13 protein-coding genes are annotated in these 17,097 nt (G+C 35.6%); all 13 read right to left on the reverse strand.

Annotated elements, in window-relative coordinates; translation table 11 throughout:
* Window positions 1–105: 105 nt before the first annotated feature.
* On the reverse strand, window positions 106–2,733 hold the full coding sequence (gene adhE, locus J7E16_RS01345) for a bifunctional acetaldehyde-CoA/alcohol dehydrogenase (RefSeq protein WP_214887836.1): 2,628 nt from the start codon (window positions 2,731–2,733) through the stop codon (window positions 106–108).
* Window positions 2,734–2,963: 230 nt separating this feature from the next.
* Window positions 2,964–3,251 (reverse strand): post-transcriptional regulator, encoded by a 288-nt coding sequence (locus tag J7E16_RS01350; protein ID WP_214887839.1) that lies wholly within the window; start codon window positions 3,249–3,251, stop codon window positions 2,964–2,966.
* Window positions 3,252–3,405: 154 nt separating this feature from the next.
* On the reverse strand, window positions 3,406–3,738 hold the full coding sequence (gene yajC, locus J7E16_RS01355; protein ID WP_214887841.1) for a preprotein translocase subunit YajC: 333 nt from the start codon (window positions 3,736–3,738) through the stop codon (window positions 3,406–3,408).
* A 100-nt stretch (window positions 3,739–3,838) separates the two neighbouring features.
* Window positions 3,839–4,984, reverse strand: a complete 1,146-nt coding sequence (gene tgt / locus J7E16_RS01360; RefSeq protein WP_034547960.1) for a tRNA guanosine(34) transglycosylase Tgt — start codon at window positions 4,982–4,984, stop codon at window positions 3,839–3,841.
* A 256-nt stretch (window positions 4,985–5,240) separates the two neighbouring features.
* Window positions 5,241–5,837 (reverse strand): TetR/AcrR family transcriptional regulator, encoded by a 597-nt coding sequence (locus tag J7E16_RS01365; RefSeq protein ID WP_034547958.1) that lies wholly within the window; start codon window positions 5,835–5,837, stop codon window positions 5,241–5,243.
* A 481-nt stretch (window positions 5,838–6,318) separates the two neighbouring features.
* Window positions 6,319–7,350: a tRNA preQ1(34) S-adenosylmethionine ribosyltransferase-isomerase QueA gene (queA, locus tag J7E16_RS01370; protein WP_214887844.1), complete on the reverse strand. Its 1,032-nt coding sequence runs from the start codon at window positions 7,348–7,350 to the stop codon at window positions 6,319–6,321.
* A 10-nt stretch (window positions 7,351–7,360) separates the two neighbouring features.
* Complete coding sequence (gene ruvB, locus J7E16_RS01375) at window positions 7,361–8,374, reverse strand: Holliday junction branch migration DNA helicase RuvB (protein ID WP_034547952.1); 1,014 nt, start codon at window positions 8,372–8,374, stop codon at window positions 7,361–7,363.
* Window positions 8,375–8,406: 32 nt separating this feature from the next.
* Entirely contained in the window at window positions 8,407–9,021 is a 615-nt protein-coding gene (ruvA, locus tag J7E16_RS01380; RefSeq protein WP_214887846.1) for a Holliday junction branch migration protein RuvA, read from the reverse strand.
* 185 nt (window positions 9,022–9,206) lie between these two features.
* The gene (msrB, locus tag J7E16_RS01385) at window positions 9,207–9,644 is read right to left on the reverse strand and encodes a peptide-methionine (R)-S-oxide reductase MsrB (RefSeq protein ID WP_034547947.1); all 438 of its coding nucleotides are present in this window, start codon (window positions 9,642–9,644) and stop codon (window positions 9,207–9,209) included.
* A gap of 82 nt (window positions 9,645–9,726) precedes the next feature.
* A complete protein-coding gene (gene mutL / locus J7E16_RS01390; RefSeq protein WP_214887848.1) occupies window positions 9,727–11,697 on the reverse strand; it encodes a DNA mismatch repair endonuclease MutL in 1,971 nt (656 codons plus the stop codon).
* A gap of 28 nt (window positions 11,698–11,725) precedes the next feature.
* A complete protein-coding gene (mutS, locus tag J7E16_RS01395) occupies window positions 11,726–14,350 on the reverse strand; it encodes a DNA mismatch repair protein MutS (protein WP_214887850.1) in 2,625 nt (874 codons plus the stop codon).
* A 55-nt stretch (window positions 14,351–14,405) separates the two neighbouring features.
* Window positions 14,406–15,212 carry a TIGR00282 family metallophosphoesterase gene (locus J7E16_RS01400; protein WP_214887852.1) on the reverse strand — a complete coding sequence of 269 codons (807 nt, stop codon included), beginning with the start codon at window positions 15,210–15,212 and terminating at the stop codon, window positions 14,406–14,408.
* 165 nt (window positions 15,213–15,377) lie between these two features.
* Window positions 15,378–16,937, reverse strand: a complete 1,560-nt coding sequence (gene rny / locus J7E16_RS01405) for a ribonuclease Y (protein WP_214887854.1) — start codon at window positions 16,935–16,937, stop codon at window positions 15,378–15,380.
* Window positions 16,938–17,097 lie beyond the last annotated feature (160 nt).

Below are 17,097 nucleotides of genomic sequence, written 5' to 3' on the forward strand. Positions count from 1 at the left end.
ACCTTGAAATGAATTAATTACAAGTCTTTAATGACAATTAATCAGATATTCACAATAAAAAAACAGAAACTAAGGCAAGCCTTAGTTTCCGTTTTTTATTTTCTATTATATTTCTTCAAATGCTTCAATGATAATTTGTTTTAATTCACTGATCAATGGTTGTTTTGGATTTGCTGTTGTACATTGATCTTCAAAGGCTAATTCTGCCAAATGATCAACTGTATCATGTAATGTTTCAGAACTTACTCCTTGATCTTTCAAACTCATGTTGATTCCAACATCTTTACCTAATTTGTTGATCTCTTGGACTAATGATTCTACTAACTCTTCTATAGTATTCCCTTTGAATCCCATGAATCGAGCTATTTCAGCGTAATCTTCATGTGCGTGGAAATATTCGTATTTTGGAAATAAAGCATGCTTCGCAGGATCCTTAGCATTATATCGAATAACATGAGGTAACAATATTGCATTGGTACGTCCATGAGGGATATTATATGCAGCTCCAATTTTATGGGCAATGGAATGATTGATTCCTAAGAAAGCATTTGCAAATGCCATTCCAGCCATAGTAGATGCATTATGCATTTTTTCGCGAGATTCCTCTGTAGCATATTCGTACGATGTGCGTAGATTTTCAAATACAAGTTTGACTGCTTGAAGGCTTAGACCTTTTGTATAATCACTAGCCATTACGGAAACATAAGATTCGATCGCATGCGTTAATACATCCATACCTGTATCAGCTGTAACAGATTTCGGTACACTCATTACAAACTGTGGATCGATTATTGCTACATCAGGAGTCAATGCATAATCTGCCAATGGGTACTTGACGTGAGTTTCACTATCCGTTATAACTGCAAATGGTGTAACTTCTGATCCTGTACCAGATGTAGTTGGTATGCAGACAAATTGTGTTTTTGTTAAATTTGGAATTTTATACGTTCTTTTACGGATATCTAAAAACTTCTGTTTAGCCCCAAAGAAAATTGTTTCAGGTTTTTCATAAAATAACCACATTCCTTTAGCAGCATCCATTGCTGAACCACCACCGATTGCGATAATGGTGTCTGGTTGGAAATGATTCATTGCTTCTGTTCCAGCTTTAACAGTATCAGTAGATGGATTTGGTTCTACATCTGAAAAGATTTCAACTTGAACTTTATTTGTTCGTTTCATCAACTCTTGTGTAACCTTATCTGCATAACCAAATTTAACCATACCTGGATCACATACTAGAAATACGCGTTTGATGCCTTCCATTTCTTGTAAATAAGCAAGAGAATTTTTTTCAAAATAAATCTTTGCTGGCAATTTAAACCACTGCATATTATTTCTCCGTTTCGCAATTGTTTTAATATTCATTAAGTTGATAGCTGTAACATTTTTAGAAACTGAGTTTTTACCATATGATCCACAACCTAATGTTAATGAAGGAATCATGTTATTGTATAAGTCACCTATTCCTCCTTGAGCTGTTGGTGAGTTAACTAAAATACGACAAGCCTTCATTTCTTCACCAAATTTTTCTGCTAAAGCATCATTTTGAGTATGGATCGCTGCTGAATGACCTAACCCACCTAATTCTAGCATTTGTTGAGAAAGTTCGAATGCATGTTTAGTAGAATCTGCTTTGATCATAGCTAGAACTGGAGATAACTTTTCGCGAGATAGAGGATATTCTGCACCTACTCCGTTTAATTCTACAACAATCATTTTTGTTTCTTTTGGAATTTCTATACCTGCTAATGCAGCAATTTTGTATGGAGACTGCCCAACAATTCCTGGATTAACAGCAACTTTTGCTTCATTCATTACCGCATTTTCAAATTTCTCTAATTCATTTGGTTTAGCAAAATAAATATTATGTTGTTTGAATTCTTCTTTTATTTCATTGTAAATTTCTTTATCTACAATAATGGCTTGTTCTGAAGCGCATATCATCCCATTATCAAATGTTTTTGATGCAATGATATCGTTTACCGCACGTTTGATTTTTGCGGATTTTTCAATATAGCTTGGCACATTTCCTGGTCCAACTCCTAATGCTGGTTTACCAGTTGAATAAGCTGCTTTTACCATAGCAGCTCCCCCAGTTGCAAGTACGACAGCAACTCCTGGATGTTGCATCAAACTATTTGTTGCTTCTAAAGAGCCTTTCTCGATCCATTGAATGCAATTTTCTGGTGCTCCAGCTTTTATAGCTGCTTCTTTCAAAACAGTTGCTGCAGCTATAGAACATTTTTGAGCACTTGGATGGAAAGAGAAAATAATTGGATTACGTGTTTTCAAAGCAATTAACGCTTTGAACATTGTTGTAGATGTTGGATTAGTAACCGGTGTGACCCCACATACTACGCCCACTGGAGTGGCTACTTCTATCAAATCTGTTTGGCTATCTCTACTAATGATCCCCACTGTTTTATTATCTTTTATCGAATTCCAGATTGATTCTGTTGCAAACATATTCTTGATACATTTATCTTCATAGATCCCTCTACCTGTTTCTTCTACTGCCATTTTAGCTAAAGGCATATGCTGATCCAAACCAGCCATTGCCATTTGATGAACAATAAAGTCGATCTTTTCTTGATCAAAAGTTTCTAAAATACTTAACGCTTCTTTTCCTTGGTTGACCAATAGCTCGATATCATCAGATACACTAGTTTGATTGTTCAAATTACTTTTTTTACTAGTTTTAATTTTTTCTTTAGTATTAACTTCCATCATATTGAACCCTCCTGTTATTGTTATCTATTTCACAATCATCATACTTCATTTTCTTTTTTTTGTAAAGAATTAATTCGTTTTTAATTGAAAAAAAGATGAAAAAGCCTACTAAACAACCATTAAATGATTATTTTTTTTTGATTTTTTTTTCAAATTTTCAATATAATATGATAATAATTTCACATAAAACCACTAAATAAAAGGAATCAGAACAAATCATCTGATCCCCTTTAAAATAAACCTTCGAAATTCATATCATCAAGTGAAGTAACTTTATAAACTTGCGCTTCTACCGCAGCATAATCTAAGTAATGATTGGGCGTAATTTTCATAATATCACTAATTTGTTGATAGTAATGCGCTGGAACATTCCTTTTCCAGCACAAATTAACAACATATTTCCACAAATCTTCTTTATTTATTTGATGGTACCCTAACTGGTTAAACTCTTGAATTTTCAAATTTAACCAAGGTTCATACTTAGCATAGTAAGTAATTGATTCATTGATCAAAAGCATAGCCTCCCTCCTTATTCGAAACTATCTTATTCCCATTTTATTTATATCTGATTACTGTAGAACTTTAAAATAAAACTGAAACACTAAAAAAGGTGCCGCCAGTTTTATTCTGATAGCACCCTTTTTAAGCTCTTGATTGCCTATATTAAAGTTTTTATTCGTTATCTTCTTCTACTGTATGTGATGGCGTGTTCGTGCCAAGATCTTCGACAGCGTTTGAAACATCAGTAGTTACCACACGGGCAATAGCTTTCTTTTCAAATGTTAAAAAGATTCCATCACAATCAATTACGACAGTATTATTAGTAGTGTTTACTTCATCAATAACGCCGTGTAGACCACCAATGGTAACGACAGAGTTCCCTTTTTTCATAGCATTAAGCATATTTTGTGTTTTTGTAGCTGCCTTTTTTTGCGGACGGATCATCATAAAATACATCAAAGCCATAATCGCGATAAAAGGTAGAAAATTAAGAATTATTTCCATTTTTTTCACTCCATTCTTCTTTTAAATCATCTTTTCATTCATTACTTTACCAAAGATTCAGTTTTATTGCTATCTCTTAACAGATAATCTTATAAAACCTTCAGAAATTTCTAGCATTTGGTTTATTAAAACCATATTCTTCAAAGAAACTTTCTCTATATTCTAGTAGATTATCATCCATAATAGCTTGTCTGACTTCTTTCATTACATTTAATAAGAAATACAGATTATGGTAACTTGTCAGGCGTAAGCCAAAAGTTTCATTAGCTTTGATCAAATGGCGTATATATGCTCTTGTATAATTGCGGCAAGTATAGCAATCACATTTAGCATCTAATGGCCCAAAGTCTCTTTCATATTGCGCGTTTTTAATTACAACACGGCCTTTGCTCGTCATACATGTTCCATTACGAGCAATACGAGTGGGTAGCACACAATCAAACATGTCTACTCCTCGAATAACACCATCGATCAGCGAATCCGCAGTTCCTACACCCATCAAGTACCGTGGTTTGTCTTCAGGTATAAAAGGTGTCGTGTACTCTAATACTCTATTCATGCTTTGTTTGGGCTCTCCAACAGATAATCCTCCAATGGAATAACCTGGGAAATCCATTGATACTAAGTCGCGTGCGCTTTGTTGACGAAGTTCCTTGAATCCAGCACCTTGAATGATTCCAAATAGCCCTTGACTATTTGGTTTCCCATGAGCTTTTAACCCTCGTTCAGCCCAACGACTCGTTCGTTCAACTGATTTTTTTACATAATCAAAACTCTCGTCAAAAGGTGGGCACTCGTCAAAACTCATCATAATATCTGGACCCAATTTATTTTGGATATTGATCGCTTTTTCTGGTGACAAGAACATTTTAGAACCATTCAAATGATTTCTAAAATGAACACCTTCTTCTTCAATTTTTCGCATATCACTTAATGAAAATACCTGGAATCCGCCTGAATCTGTCAAAATACCTTTATCCCAGTTCATGAACTTATGAAGTCCGCCTGCTTCTTCTACAATATCTTCACCTGGGCGCAGCCATAAGTGATACGTATTGCTTAAAATAATATCTGCTCCCATTGATTCTAACTCTTCTGGTGCAATACTTTTGACCGTTGCCAACGTGCCAACCGGCATAAACATAGGCGTTTGAAAAGTTCCATGTGGAGTAATAATTTCTCCAAGTCTTGCGCCTGTATGTTTCTCTTTTTTTATTAATCGGTATTTAATTGCTGGTTCTGTCATGCTTCCATTCCTACTTTCGTTCAACTGAGGTTACTCATTTATTTGGATCTATAATTTTTAGTGTTGATAGATTTAATCTAATTGCACTACTTACCTAAAATTTCTAGAGGAATAGACTTGCTTGCGGCCATGTATAAGATTCAATGGCCCCACAAGCAAACCCTCCCATTCCAGAAGAAATTTCCATTTTGAAGTGTCCACACCATTTGATATAGAACCATTTATTTAATTGGTTTTTTAATTACGCTCAATAAAATCAACTCACTGTTTTTAATATCAACTCGATCACATCATCTAAGTGGATCGTCATAGATTGTTCATCATCCGAATATTCTTTTCTAGCTTTATCAACTAGAAGACTCATGATCGCACTATTAAAAATAAAAGCAATCGTTTCATACTGTTGATCTGTTAATGAATGGTCATTTGAGCATTCTTTTAACTTATTGCACAGTTGTTGTTGGATATACTCTTGTTTATAGGTGAAAATCGTTTTTGTTTGTTCATTTCCTACTTCTTTAATAGTCCCAATAACAATTTGTCGATGTTTATCAAAAATAGTTGCAATAAATCGTCCAGATTGGTTCATTAAATCTGTGGTATTTTCAAAACTTTGAGAAAAGAATTCATCTACTTCTTTGGTGATTTGTACAGTATGCTGTTTAAATGCTGTGTCCATCAAAACTTGTTTAGACTGAAAATTTTTAAAAATGGTTGTTTCATTAACTTCGGCTTTCTGTGCAATCATTTTAGTTGTGGTACTTTTATACCCCACATGTGAAACTAAATCTAACGCTGCGTCAATAATTCGTTGTTGCGTATTTGTTACAGCTTCCTCGTTTACGTTTGCCACTTACTTAGACCTCCAAATTCAACATCTCTTAAATCAAGTACGTGCTCACTCAATATAATAGTTTATCACACTATTTTTAGAAAATAAAACTTTTTTTAAATTTCGAGACACATAAATGGTAACCGCTTTCTAAATGTGGTATATTATAGGTGGATAGAGAGATGCTTATAGAAGTGAATTGGTCGAATTTCTTTAGTGTTTAGATTCAGAAAAAACATTTAAAATCAACATTCTGTTTTGAGTTACCAGATTCACTGTCACATTTATTTGAAAAACCAGCTTCAAATTAGTACCGTTAACAAATTTAAAGACAGTTTTAAAAAAGTAGTAAAGAAGCTGTATGTCGTTTTTAGAAGAAGTTCAAATAAAAAGTTTCGTTTCAACGATTCGCTGATTCGCTTCTATCCTCTCTAAAAACCAATAGAAGTTGGCCTAAAAAGCCAACTTCTATTTTTTATTTTGTTTAAGGGAATAAAGTCATTTATTTGATAAACATGGCATCTCCAAAGCTAAAAAAACGATATCTTTTATCAATAGCATGCTGGTAAGCTGATAAAACATTTTCTCTTCCTGCGAAAGCACTGATCAACATCACCAATGTTGATTTTGGCAAATGAAAATTAGTTGAAAAAGCATCAACAACTTTAAATGTATACCCCGGTGAAATAAAAATACTTGTCCATCCGCTATCTGCCTTTATCTCGCCATTAAACTTTGTACCAATCGTTTCCAGTGTCCGAATAGAAGTTGTCCCAACTGCAACTATTCTTCCACCATTATTTCGAACAGCAGTTAAAATAGCTGCTGATTCTTCTGTTAAACGATAAAATTCTGAATGCATTTCATGGTCTTCAAGCGAATCAACACTAACTGGTCTAAATGTACCTAATCCCACGTGTAACGTTAAGAAAACCAACTGTACACCTTTTGATTTGATCTGCTCTAATAATTCTTCAGTAAAATGCAACCCTGCTGTCGGTGCAGCTGCCGAACCATTTTCTTTTGCGTAAACCGTTTGGTATCGTTCGCCATCTTCTAATCTTTCTTTGATATAAGGTGGAAGTGGCATTTCACCTAATGACTCTAAAACTTCTAAAAAGATACCTTCATAAGAAAAATCAACGATTCTTCCGCCATGATTTAACTCTTCTGTTACTGTAGCTTTCAGTCTTCCATCTCCAAAAGAAATAACGGTCCCTACAGTTGCTTTCTTAGCTGGTTTAACAAGTGTTTCCCATTGATCATTTTTTGTATTTTTTAATAATAATAGTTCAATATGTGCACCAGTTTCTGGTTTTATGCCATGCAAACGTGCAGGCAACACGCGTGTATCATTCATGACTAATGCGTCACCTTTGTTCAATTCATCAAGGATGTCCGTAAAGTACTTATCTTCTACTTTACCCATTTCTTTGTCTAAAATTAATAGTTTTGAACTTGATCGATTTGCTAAAGGGGTCTGAGCGATTAATTCTTCTGGTAAATTAAAATCAAAATCTTTTGTCGTTAACATAATCATACTCCTAATCTGTATAAGTAATTGGGTAACCCAAGTGAGCATAGCCTAAACGGGTTACGATTCTTCCACGTGGTGTGCGTTGAAGAAAGCCTGCCTGCAGTAAAAAAGGCTCAACCATATCTTCAATCGTTTCAACTTCTTCTCCAATATTAGCTGCAATCGTAGACAGCCCAACCGGTCCGCCATTATAGTTTTCAATCATCGTTTTCAATAGTTTTTGATCAACGAAATCGAGTCCTTCTTGATCGATTCGCAGCATAGCTAATGCCTCATCTGCTATTTCTTTTTTTATCACACCATTAGATCTTACTTGTGCATAATCTCTTACACGCTTTAATAGACGATTTGCTACACGAGGCGTTCCCCTAGAGCGTCTAGCTATTTCGATTGCTCCTGATTCGATTATTTCAGTATTAAATATATCAGCTGAACGTAAAACAATATCGCTCAATTCTTCTACCGTGTAATATTCCATATGCGATACGATCCCAAAACGATCTCGCAAAGGTGCTGATAAAAGTCCTGCTCTTGTAGTTGCACCCACTAGAGTAAATGGTGGTAAAGGAAAATGGACAGGATGTGCAGTTGGTCCTTGTCCCACGATGATATCCACAAAATAATCTTCCATAGCCGAGTACAACATCTCTTCAATAAGTCTTGGCATCCGATGGATCTCATCGATAAAAAGGACATCTCCCGCTTCTAGTTCATTCAAAAGAGCAACTAAGTCTCCTGCTTTCTCGATTGCAGGGCCGCTAGTCGTTCGTATAGCTACATCCATTTCATTTGAAATAACCATTGCCATAGTTGTTTTTCCTAATCCAGGAGGGCCATAAAGCAAAACGTGATCTAAGGCTTCTTCGCGATTATTTGCTGCTTCTATATAAATCGACAATTCTTTTTTTACTTTTTCTTGGCCAATATATTCTTTTAAATAAAGCGGACGCAACGATTTTTCTAATGACATCTCTTCTGTCGTGCTGCTGTCGCCGGAAATGATTCGTTCTTCTGGATTCATTGTTTTCACCACTTTTCTCATTTACTTATCGGTTATTTCTTCATCAATAGTCGTAATGCTTCTCTTAAATAAGCATCTGTAGATTCTTTATTTAATTTACGGATTTGTGGTTCGATTTTTTTGATTTCTTTTACACTGTACCCTAGCGCTTCTAAAGCCTCGATTGCTTCAGTAACATGACTATAATTCGTTGGTAAAACCAATTCTTGTTGGTAATCGACCGTATTTTCTGATTGTGTATGGGTTAAATCAGCTAACTTCCCTTTCAAATCTAATACAATTTGTGAAGCAGTCTTTTTACCTACTCCTGGAAATTTAGTTAAGTAAGCTGCATCTTCATTTTCAATTGCTTGTACTAAACCTTGATGATCATCATTTGCCAAAATAGCCAATCCGCTTTTTGGACCTATTCCTGAAACACTAAGCAACTTTAAATACAATTGTTTTTCAGTGTAATCCTTGAAACCATATAACGTAATAGCATCTTCTCGAACAGCTTGATGGATATAAACTGTTACTTCTTCGTTTAATTTACTCGAAAAACGAAATGGATTAGCCATAAACAATTGATACCCTATTCCATTCGTTTCAAGGACGATATACGCAGGACTAACAAATGTTACTATCCCCTTAATGTATTCATACATATTATTTTCTCCATTCATTCACTCATTTTACTAGGCGGAAAAAGGCACACCTGTTCGCTTTTTAGTTTACCACATTTGTATAGAAAAAAGGAGTTGCCGCCAAAAAAAGCCTATGTAAAAAAATCATAAGCACTCTTTAGCTGCTTATGCAGCTAGAGAGTGCTTATAAAAATTAACAAAATAGATCAAACAAATAATTTACGGTAACTACCATAACCTTCTTCATCTAACTTATCAACAGGTACGAATCTTAATGCTGCCGAGTTAACACAGTAGCGTAGACCGCCTTTATCTTGAGGGCCATCTGTAAAAATATGTCCTAGATGAGAATTCGACTCTGAGCTTCGCACTTCAGTACGACGCATACCAAATTTAGTATCCACTTTTTCAATAACTTCTTTTTCTTCTATCGGTTTTGTAAAAGATGGCCAACCGCATCCTGCATCGTATTTATCGTTTGAAGAAAATAGCGGTTTTCCACTTACAACATCTACAAAAATGCCGTCTTCATAAAAATCGTCATACTCTCCTGTAAACGGACGTTCAGTAGCTTCATTTTGAGTTACTTCAAATTGAATATCTGTAAGTTTATCTTTCAATTCGTTTTTATCATAGCTATTCATGAAAATCCTCCTTTTTGTATCTAACTTACATTTTACACTTTTTAAGGAATCGCTACAATTTATTGAATTTATTTTAGGTAATTCAATGCGGATCTTGTATCCGTTTGAACATTTTCTCCATATCTTTATTGGTGAAATGGATCACTACCGGTCTTCCATGTGGGCAGTTATAAGGATTTTCCATCTTTTTAAGATCCTTTAGCAGTGCCCTAGCTTCCGCATCATTAAGGTAATGGTTTGCTTTGATCGACCCTTTGCAACTCATCATTATTGCCGTTGCTTCTCTAAATTTAGCAACGCTCACACTTCCATGATCCAACAGTAAATCGATCATCTCGCTTACAATCGTTTCTTCTTCGCCCTGATTAAACCATACCGGATGACTTCTCAACAAAAAACTATTTTGGCCAAACGGTTCTAAGAAAATACCAACCATTTCTAATGCATCGCTATTTTCTTTGATTTTAATGGCATCGCTATTCGGATAATCCAACATAATGGGTACCAATAAATCTTGTAAGTCGGTGCTGACCTCGCCAATTTTTTCCCGGAAATATTCGTATTTTATTCGTTCTTGAGCAGCATGCTGATCCAAAATATACAAGCCTTTTTCATTTTGAGCAAATAAATAAGTGCCGTGCATTTGACCAACGTATTCTAATGTTGGAAATTGATCAATGGATTCTTCAACTGTTGCTTGTTTCTTCATTAGTTTATCCGCTGCCTTTAAAGGGGACTCTTGATGGTAATCGATTAATTCACTAATTGTTTCATCATGAAACTCACTGATCTTATTTTTCTCCGACAGCTCTACAAGTGTATCTTCTTGCTCTTCTTGCAATAAAAAGGGTTCTTTTTCAATTTCATGATCCGTTCCACCTTCAAAAGAAAGAGACTGTTGCTTTGAATAATGGGATTCTGGTAATGGTTGAAAGTTTTCAGATTCTTTTTTTTCTTTTTCAGGAGTTCTTTCTTGCTGGAACCTAAATGTTGTTTGCTCATTCTCTTCCATGGGTAGATTTATTTTCTTTTTAAATGATAAATTTTCTAGTCCATCTGGAATCAATTGTTCCTTACTTAAACAGTCATGGATTGCTGATTCTATCAGTTGCATCAATTCTTTTTCCTTGCTGATCCGAACTTCTTGCTTTGTCGGATGAACATTTACATCTACTAGTAAAGGATCCATATCGATTTTAATAGCAACGATTGGATAACGTCCAACCATTAATTTAGATCGGTAACCTGAAATAATAGCTTTATTTAATAAATAATTTTTAATATAGCGTCCATTAATAATAATTGAAATATAATTCCGGCTGGCTCTCGTAAGTTCTGGTAATGAAATGAACCCAGATACTCTAAAATCCAAATCTTCTTTTTTTATTTCTCTCATTTTTTTGGCTGTAGCTACTCCATAAATTCCTGCAAGTGTTTGTTTTAAATCACCGTTACCAGCTGTTCTTAAAAGTTGATTGCCATCGCTAATTAAACGAAAAGCAATCTTCGGATGACTGATAGCCAATCGATTTATTATATCTGTTACATTCGATAGTTCTGCTTGTAGACTCTTTACATATTTCAAACGTGCAGGTGTATTAAAAAAAAGATTTTCAATAGTGATCTTACTGCCTTTTCTTGCTTCATTTGGTCTTTCTTCGATTATTTTTCCGCCTTTTAGAGAAAGATACGTCCCACGTTCTCCACCAGTTGACGTCTCTAAAACAACTTCTGAAACAGAAGCAATACTTGGTAAAGCTTCACCACGAAAACCTAGCGTACGGATCCGAAAAAGATCGTCTCGTGAATAAATTTTACTGGTTGCATGACGCTTAAATGCATTTTGAACCTCTTCTGGTTCAATACCCATTCCATTATCAATGATCTGTATTTTTTTTAATCCAGCTTCTTCGATAAGAATGTCAATCTGGCTGCTTTCTGCATCAATTGCATTTTCAATCAATTCTTTTACTACAGAAGCCGGGCGTTCAATTACTTCTCCAGCTGCAATTTGATTGGCTAATACATCTGAAAGTTCTAGGATTTTTGCCATCTATTCCATTCCTTTCCACTAACTAAGATCAATTCAATTTTTGTTGCCACTCATTAATGCAATTCATTGCTTCTAAAGGCGTCATCGTTAATAGATTCATTTTCCGAACCGCTTTAACAACTTCGGACTCAGAACCTTCAAGAAGCCCAAATAAAGAAAGTTGACCATCATCCATTGCTTTATTTTTTTCCTTTTGTGAAATCTTGCTTGGAATTTGAACTTCACTAATTGGATCTATTTGACCTATATGATTTAACACAATTTCTTCTTTTTGTTCCAGTTGTTCTAATATAACGGTTGCGCGTGACAATAATTCGTCTGGAAGGCCAGCCAGTTTAGCGACTTGTATCCCATAACTTTTATCAGCAGGACCAGGAAGCATTTTGTGTAAAAAAACTAACTCTCCCTCTTCTTCTACTGCACCAACATGGACATTCTTCAAACGAGGCAAACGTTCATCCAGAAGCGTTAATTCATGGTAATGGGTTGAAAATAACGTTTTCGCATGAACCTTTTCATGAATGTATTCAATGATTGCTTCCGCTAAAGCCATTCCATCATAGGTTGCTGTACCACGACCTATTTCATCAAATAAAATCAAACTATTTTTAGAAGCGTATCTTAGAGCCTCATTCGCCTCCATCATTTCGACCATAAACGTACTTTGTCCGGCAATCAAATCATCTGCTGCACCAATACGAGTAAATATTTGATCGAATATCGGTATTAATGCTTTATCAGCAGGGACAAAACAGCCCATCTGAGCCATAATAACCGTTAAAGCTAGTTGCCTCATATACGTACTTTTACCGGACATATTGGGTCCTGTGATAAGTAAAATCTCATTTTCTCGATTCATTTCAACACTGTTTGGTACATACGTCTGCTGACCTAGTACTTTTTCAACAACTGGATGCCGTCCTTCTATTAAGTCAATTTCTTGACTATTGGCTGCCATAACAGGACGAGTATAGTGGTATTTTTCACTTACTGTTGCAAAACTTTGCAATACATCAATAGCTGCTACTGTTTTTGCTAATTTTTGTAATCGTTCAATATACTGTTTGATTGTTTCTCTAACTTCCGTAAATAAAGTGTACTCTAGAAGCATCGACTTCTCTTCCGCTTCCAGTATTAAAATCTCTTTTTCCTTTAAAGCTGGCGTAATAAATCGTTCGGCATTCGCTAGCGTTTGTTTTCGCTCGTAACGCCCTTCCGGCAAATTGACAAGGTTAGCTTTAGTGATTTCGATGTAGTAACCAAATATACGGTTATATCCAATTTTCAAGTTTTTGATTCCGGTTGCGGCTTTTTCTTCTGCTTCTAACTGAGCGATCCACTTCTTACCATTGCGCATAGCATCCCGGTAAGTATCTAATTTCTCATTGAAACCATCTTTAATGATCCCACCATCTTTTATAGAAAGAGGCGCATCTTCATCTACTGCTAGATCAATTAACTCAACAACTTCAGGAACTTGATCCAATTCGGTGATGAATTGATCCCACTCACCTTTGTTCATCAGCTGTATGACCTCAATCAGCTGAGGGATCTGGCGCAGGGAGGCTTGGAGTTGAATTAAATCACGCCCATTAACATTGCCGAACGCTACCCTTCCAGCTAACCGTTCTAAATCATATACTCTTGTCAAAGCTTCATTTAAATCGGTTCTTTCAAAAAAATGATTGATTAAACTTTCAACAATATTTTGTCTCATAGAAATTTGCTGTTCTTGAATGAGAGGACGATCGATCCACTGCTTTAGAAGTCTTCCTCCCATGGCCGTTTTAGTTTCGTCCAGTAACCACAATAGCGTTCCTTTTTTTTGCCCTGTACGAAGCGAAGAAACCAATTCTAAATTACGCTTAGAATAATGATCCATTTTCAAATAATTGGCAGGAGAATAGACTTCCACTTTTTGAAGATGACCTAGGTTCCTTTTTTGAGTAACGTATAAATAGGACAATAGTAATTTTACAACATTGATCGATTCGCTATTTTCTATCTCATCCGTCAAATAAGAAAATTCTGCACTTTCAACCATCTCTTCTTGCGTTGATACCATGATCCCTAATGTTGTTTTTAATTTCGCTTGTAATTCTATTTCCATTGCTTCTTTAAAAACAACTTCTTTCGTTTTCAAGCTCATCAGTTCACTCATCACAGATTCTATTGAATTTAACTTCGTCGTTTTTAATTCCCCAGTACTTAAATCAGCATAGGCTAAATAATAACCGTCTGTTTCGGTACTCATCAAGGCAGCCAAATAATTATTTGTTTTAGCATCCATTGATTTAGTGTCCATAGCTGTCCCCGGTGTGATCAATTGGACGACTTCTCTCTTCACCATACCTTTTGCTGTTTTAGGATCCTCCACTTGTTCACAAATAGCTACTTTGTATCCTTTTTCTATCAAATTATCAATGTATCCTTTAGCAGCATGATAAGGCACACCACACATAGGGATCGGCTCATCTGCATTGCGATTACGGCTTGTTAATGTTACTTCTAACAGTTGTGAGGCTTTGACAGCATCTTCATTGAACAGTTCGTAAAAATCTCCCAAGCGATAAAATAAAAAAGCATCTGGGTAGTTTGCCTTTATTCCTAGGTACTGTTCCATCATAGGCGTTTGTTTTGTTTTTTGCGGCATCTTTTTCGCCCCTTTGTGATTATTTATTATTCAGCACTCTTTTATTTCTACTAATTTATTCAAATCCGCCATTAAATGGATGATCGTCATTGATAACAATGTTTTCAATTTTTTTAGCTTCGCCAGTAACATCATCAATTTCAATAAAACAACCTGAAAGAATTTTCCGGCCTTCTTTAGGCACTTCAAAACGTGTCGGCATTTGGGTCAAAAACCTTCTTAACACAGCATCGCGGTCCATTCCTAATGCTTCATCATAAGGACCCGTCATTCCAGCATCTGTCAAATAAGCAGTACCATTTGGTAAAATACGTGCATCATTTGTTTGCACATGAGTATGGGTTCCAACCACTGCCGATACTCTGCCATCTAAATACCACCCCATTGATTGTTTTTCACTTGTCGTTTCTGCGTGAAAATCAACAAAAATCAAAGGTGTCCGTTTTAACGCTTCGTCTATTAATTCATCAGCTTTTCTGAAAGGATCATCGACATCCGTCATGAAAACACGCCCATGCAAGTTTATAACGGCCAATTCAAGTTGATTGACTTTTATATAAGAGATTCCTTTACCTGGTGTTCCTTCAGGATAGTTAGCTGGACGAATCATTTTTTTAGCTTCATCAATAAATTCAAAGATATCCCGGTTATCCCATGTATGGTTTCCCATCGTTACGATATCCACACCATCTTGTAAAAAACCTTTATAAATTTTTTCTGTGATCCCGCGACCTGCTGCTGCATTTTCGCCATTTAAAATCGTTACTTGTGGTTTATACATTTTTTTCAGTTTAGGTAAATAATCATGAACCATTTCGCGACCCATCGAACCTACAACATCTCCAATAAATAATAATTTCATACAGTTATTCCTCTTCTCTTTTTCATCTTACTTATTTTAACAATAAATGGTCTAAAATAAAAGCTGGCCTTTTATTTTAGTTAGAATTGATTTTTAAAGATTGCAATAGAAAAACCGATACGAGCCAGATTTATCATTGGCTCGTATCGGTTAGTTCAACTAATCTTATTTAGCATATTCAATTGTTCTTGTTTCACGAATAACAGTTATCTTAATGTGTCCAGGATAATCTAGCTCACTTTCGATACGTTTTCTAACGTCACGCGCTAATTTACTTGCTGCTAAATCATCTAATTTTTCAGGTTTGACCATGATTCGAATTTCGCGACCTGCTTGGATAGCAAAACTTTGTTCAACCCCTTCAAAATCATTAGAAATACTTTCTAATTTTTCAAGACGATGAATATAGTTTTCAAGTGACTCGCTTCTTGCACCAGGACGTGCTGCAGATATTGCATCTGCTGAAGCTACTAAAACAGAAATGACAGATGTTGCTTCAACGTCACCATGATGTGAAGCAATTGAATTCACAACTGTTTCATTCTCTTTGTACTTCATCGCAATTTCTGCACCAATTTCAACATGGGAACCTTCAACTTCATGATCTAGTGCTTTACCAATATCGTGAAGCAAACCAGCTCGTTTAGCTAATGTAACATCTTCGCCTAATTCAGCAGCCATCACACCTGCTAATTTAGCAACTTCAATAGAATGGCTTAAAACATTTTGACCATAACTTGTTCTGAATTTCAGGCGTCCTAAAATTTTGATCAAGTCTGGATGTAACGAATGGACTCCTACATCAAAAGTAGCTTGTTCGCCAATTTCTCTGATTCTTTCATCCATTTCTTTACGTGATTTTTCCACCATCTCTTCAATTCGAGCTGGATGGATCCGTCCATCTTGGATCAATTTTTCAAGAGTCATTCGAGCGATTTCTCGACGTATTGGATCAAATCCACTAAGTACAACAGCTTCTGGAGTATCGTCTATGATTAGATCCATACCAGTCAGCGTCTCTAGCGCTCTAATATTACGCCCTTCACGACCTATGATACGACCTTTCATTTCATCGTTAGGCAAGGTTACAACGGATACTGTTGTTTCTGAAACTTGATCAGCTGCAGAACGTTGAATGGCTAACGCGATTAAATTCTTAGCTTTACGATCAGCTTCTTCTTTTGCTTTTTGTTCAGAATCTTTTACCATTACGGCTACTTCATGAGAAAGCTCATTTTCTGTTTCTTGTAAAATCAATTGTCTTGCTTCTTCTCGTGACAAAGCAGCAACTCGTTCTAATTCACTTTCTTGTTCTTTCACCAATTCAATGGCTTTCTTCTCTAAATCGTCAACATGTAGTTGTCTAGAACTTAATTTTGCTTCATTAGCTTCAAGTGTGCGTTCACGCTTTTCTAAGCTATCGTTTTTGCGATCAATATTATCCTCGCGTTGCAGCAAACGATTTTCTTGTCTTAGAACTTCATTCCTTCTCTCTTTCAGCTCTGCTTCAATTTCAGTTCGATATTTGTGGCTTTCATCCTTCGCTTCTAACATCGCTTCCTTTTTCATGGTTTCTGCTTCTCTTTTTGCTTCTTCCAATATTCCAGTTGCAGTGTTTCTAGCACCAGCTAACTCTTTTTCGTGGGTTGCTTTGCGGATGAGATATCCAACAATAAGACCGACAACTAAAGTAACGATAGCGAAGGTAACACTTCTAAAATCCATTCTTCCACCTCCGTATCATCTATTTAATTTGTCATTTATCATTTATCCATTATTTGGTAGATTATGCATAGCTTTGTACCAATAAAATCTACCCGATATTTAATTGTAAAGTAATAGATAACTTAATTTTAATTGTAGTGACGAGACATGTCAACTTAAA

Origin of the sequence: Carnobacterium sp. ISL-102, assembly GCF_018612935.1 — a bacterium.
Classification (GTDB): Bacteria; Bacillota; Bacilli; order Lactobacillales; family Carnobacteriaceae; genus Carnobacterium_B; species Carnobacterium_B alterfunditum.

Coding starts and splice junctions, on each gene's coding strand:
- mutL (WP_214887848.1), bottom strand. CDS start 11,697: ATGGCAAAAATCCTAGAACTTTCAGATGTATTAGCCAATCAAATTGCA.
- rny (WP_214887854.1), bottom strand. CDS start 16,937: ATGGATTTTAGAAGTGTTACCTTCGCTATCGTTACTTTAGTTGTCGGT.
- tgt (WP_034547960.1), bottom strand. CDS start 4,984: ATGACAGAACCAGCAATTAAATACCGATTAATAAAAAAAGAGAAACAT.
- J7E16_RS01400 (WP_214887852.1), bottom strand. CDS start 15,212: ATGAAATTATTATTTATTGGAGATGTTGTAGGTTCGATGGGTCGCGAA.
- adhE (WP_214887836.1), bottom strand. CDS start 2,733: ATGATGGAAGTTAATACTAAAGAAAAAATTAAAACTAGTAAAAAAAGT.
- J7E16_RS01350 (WP_214887839.1), bottom strand. CDS start 3,251: ATGCTTTTGATCAATGAATCAATTACTTACTATGCTAAGTATGAACCT.
- msrB (WP_034547947.1), bottom strand. CDS start 9,644: ATGAATAGCTATGATAAAAACGAATTGAAAGATAAACTTACAGATATT.
- yajC (WP_214887841.1), bottom strand. CDS start 3,738: ATGGAAATAATTCTTAATTTTCTACCTTTTATCGCGATTATGGCTTTG.
- queA (WP_214887844.1), bottom strand. CDS start 7,350: ATGTTAACGACAAAAGATTTTGATTTTAATTTACCAGAAGAATTAATC.
- ruvA (WP_214887846.1), bottom strand. CDS start 9,021: ATGTATGAATACATTAAGGGGATAGTAACATTTGTTAGTCCTGCGTAT.
- ruvB (WP_034547952.1), bottom strand. CDS start 8,374: ATGAATCCAGAAGAACGAATCATTTCCGGCGACAGCAGCACGACAGAA.
- mutS (WP_214887850.1), bottom strand. CDS start 14,350: ATGCCGCAAAAAACAAAACAAACGCCTATGATGGAACAGTACCTAGGA.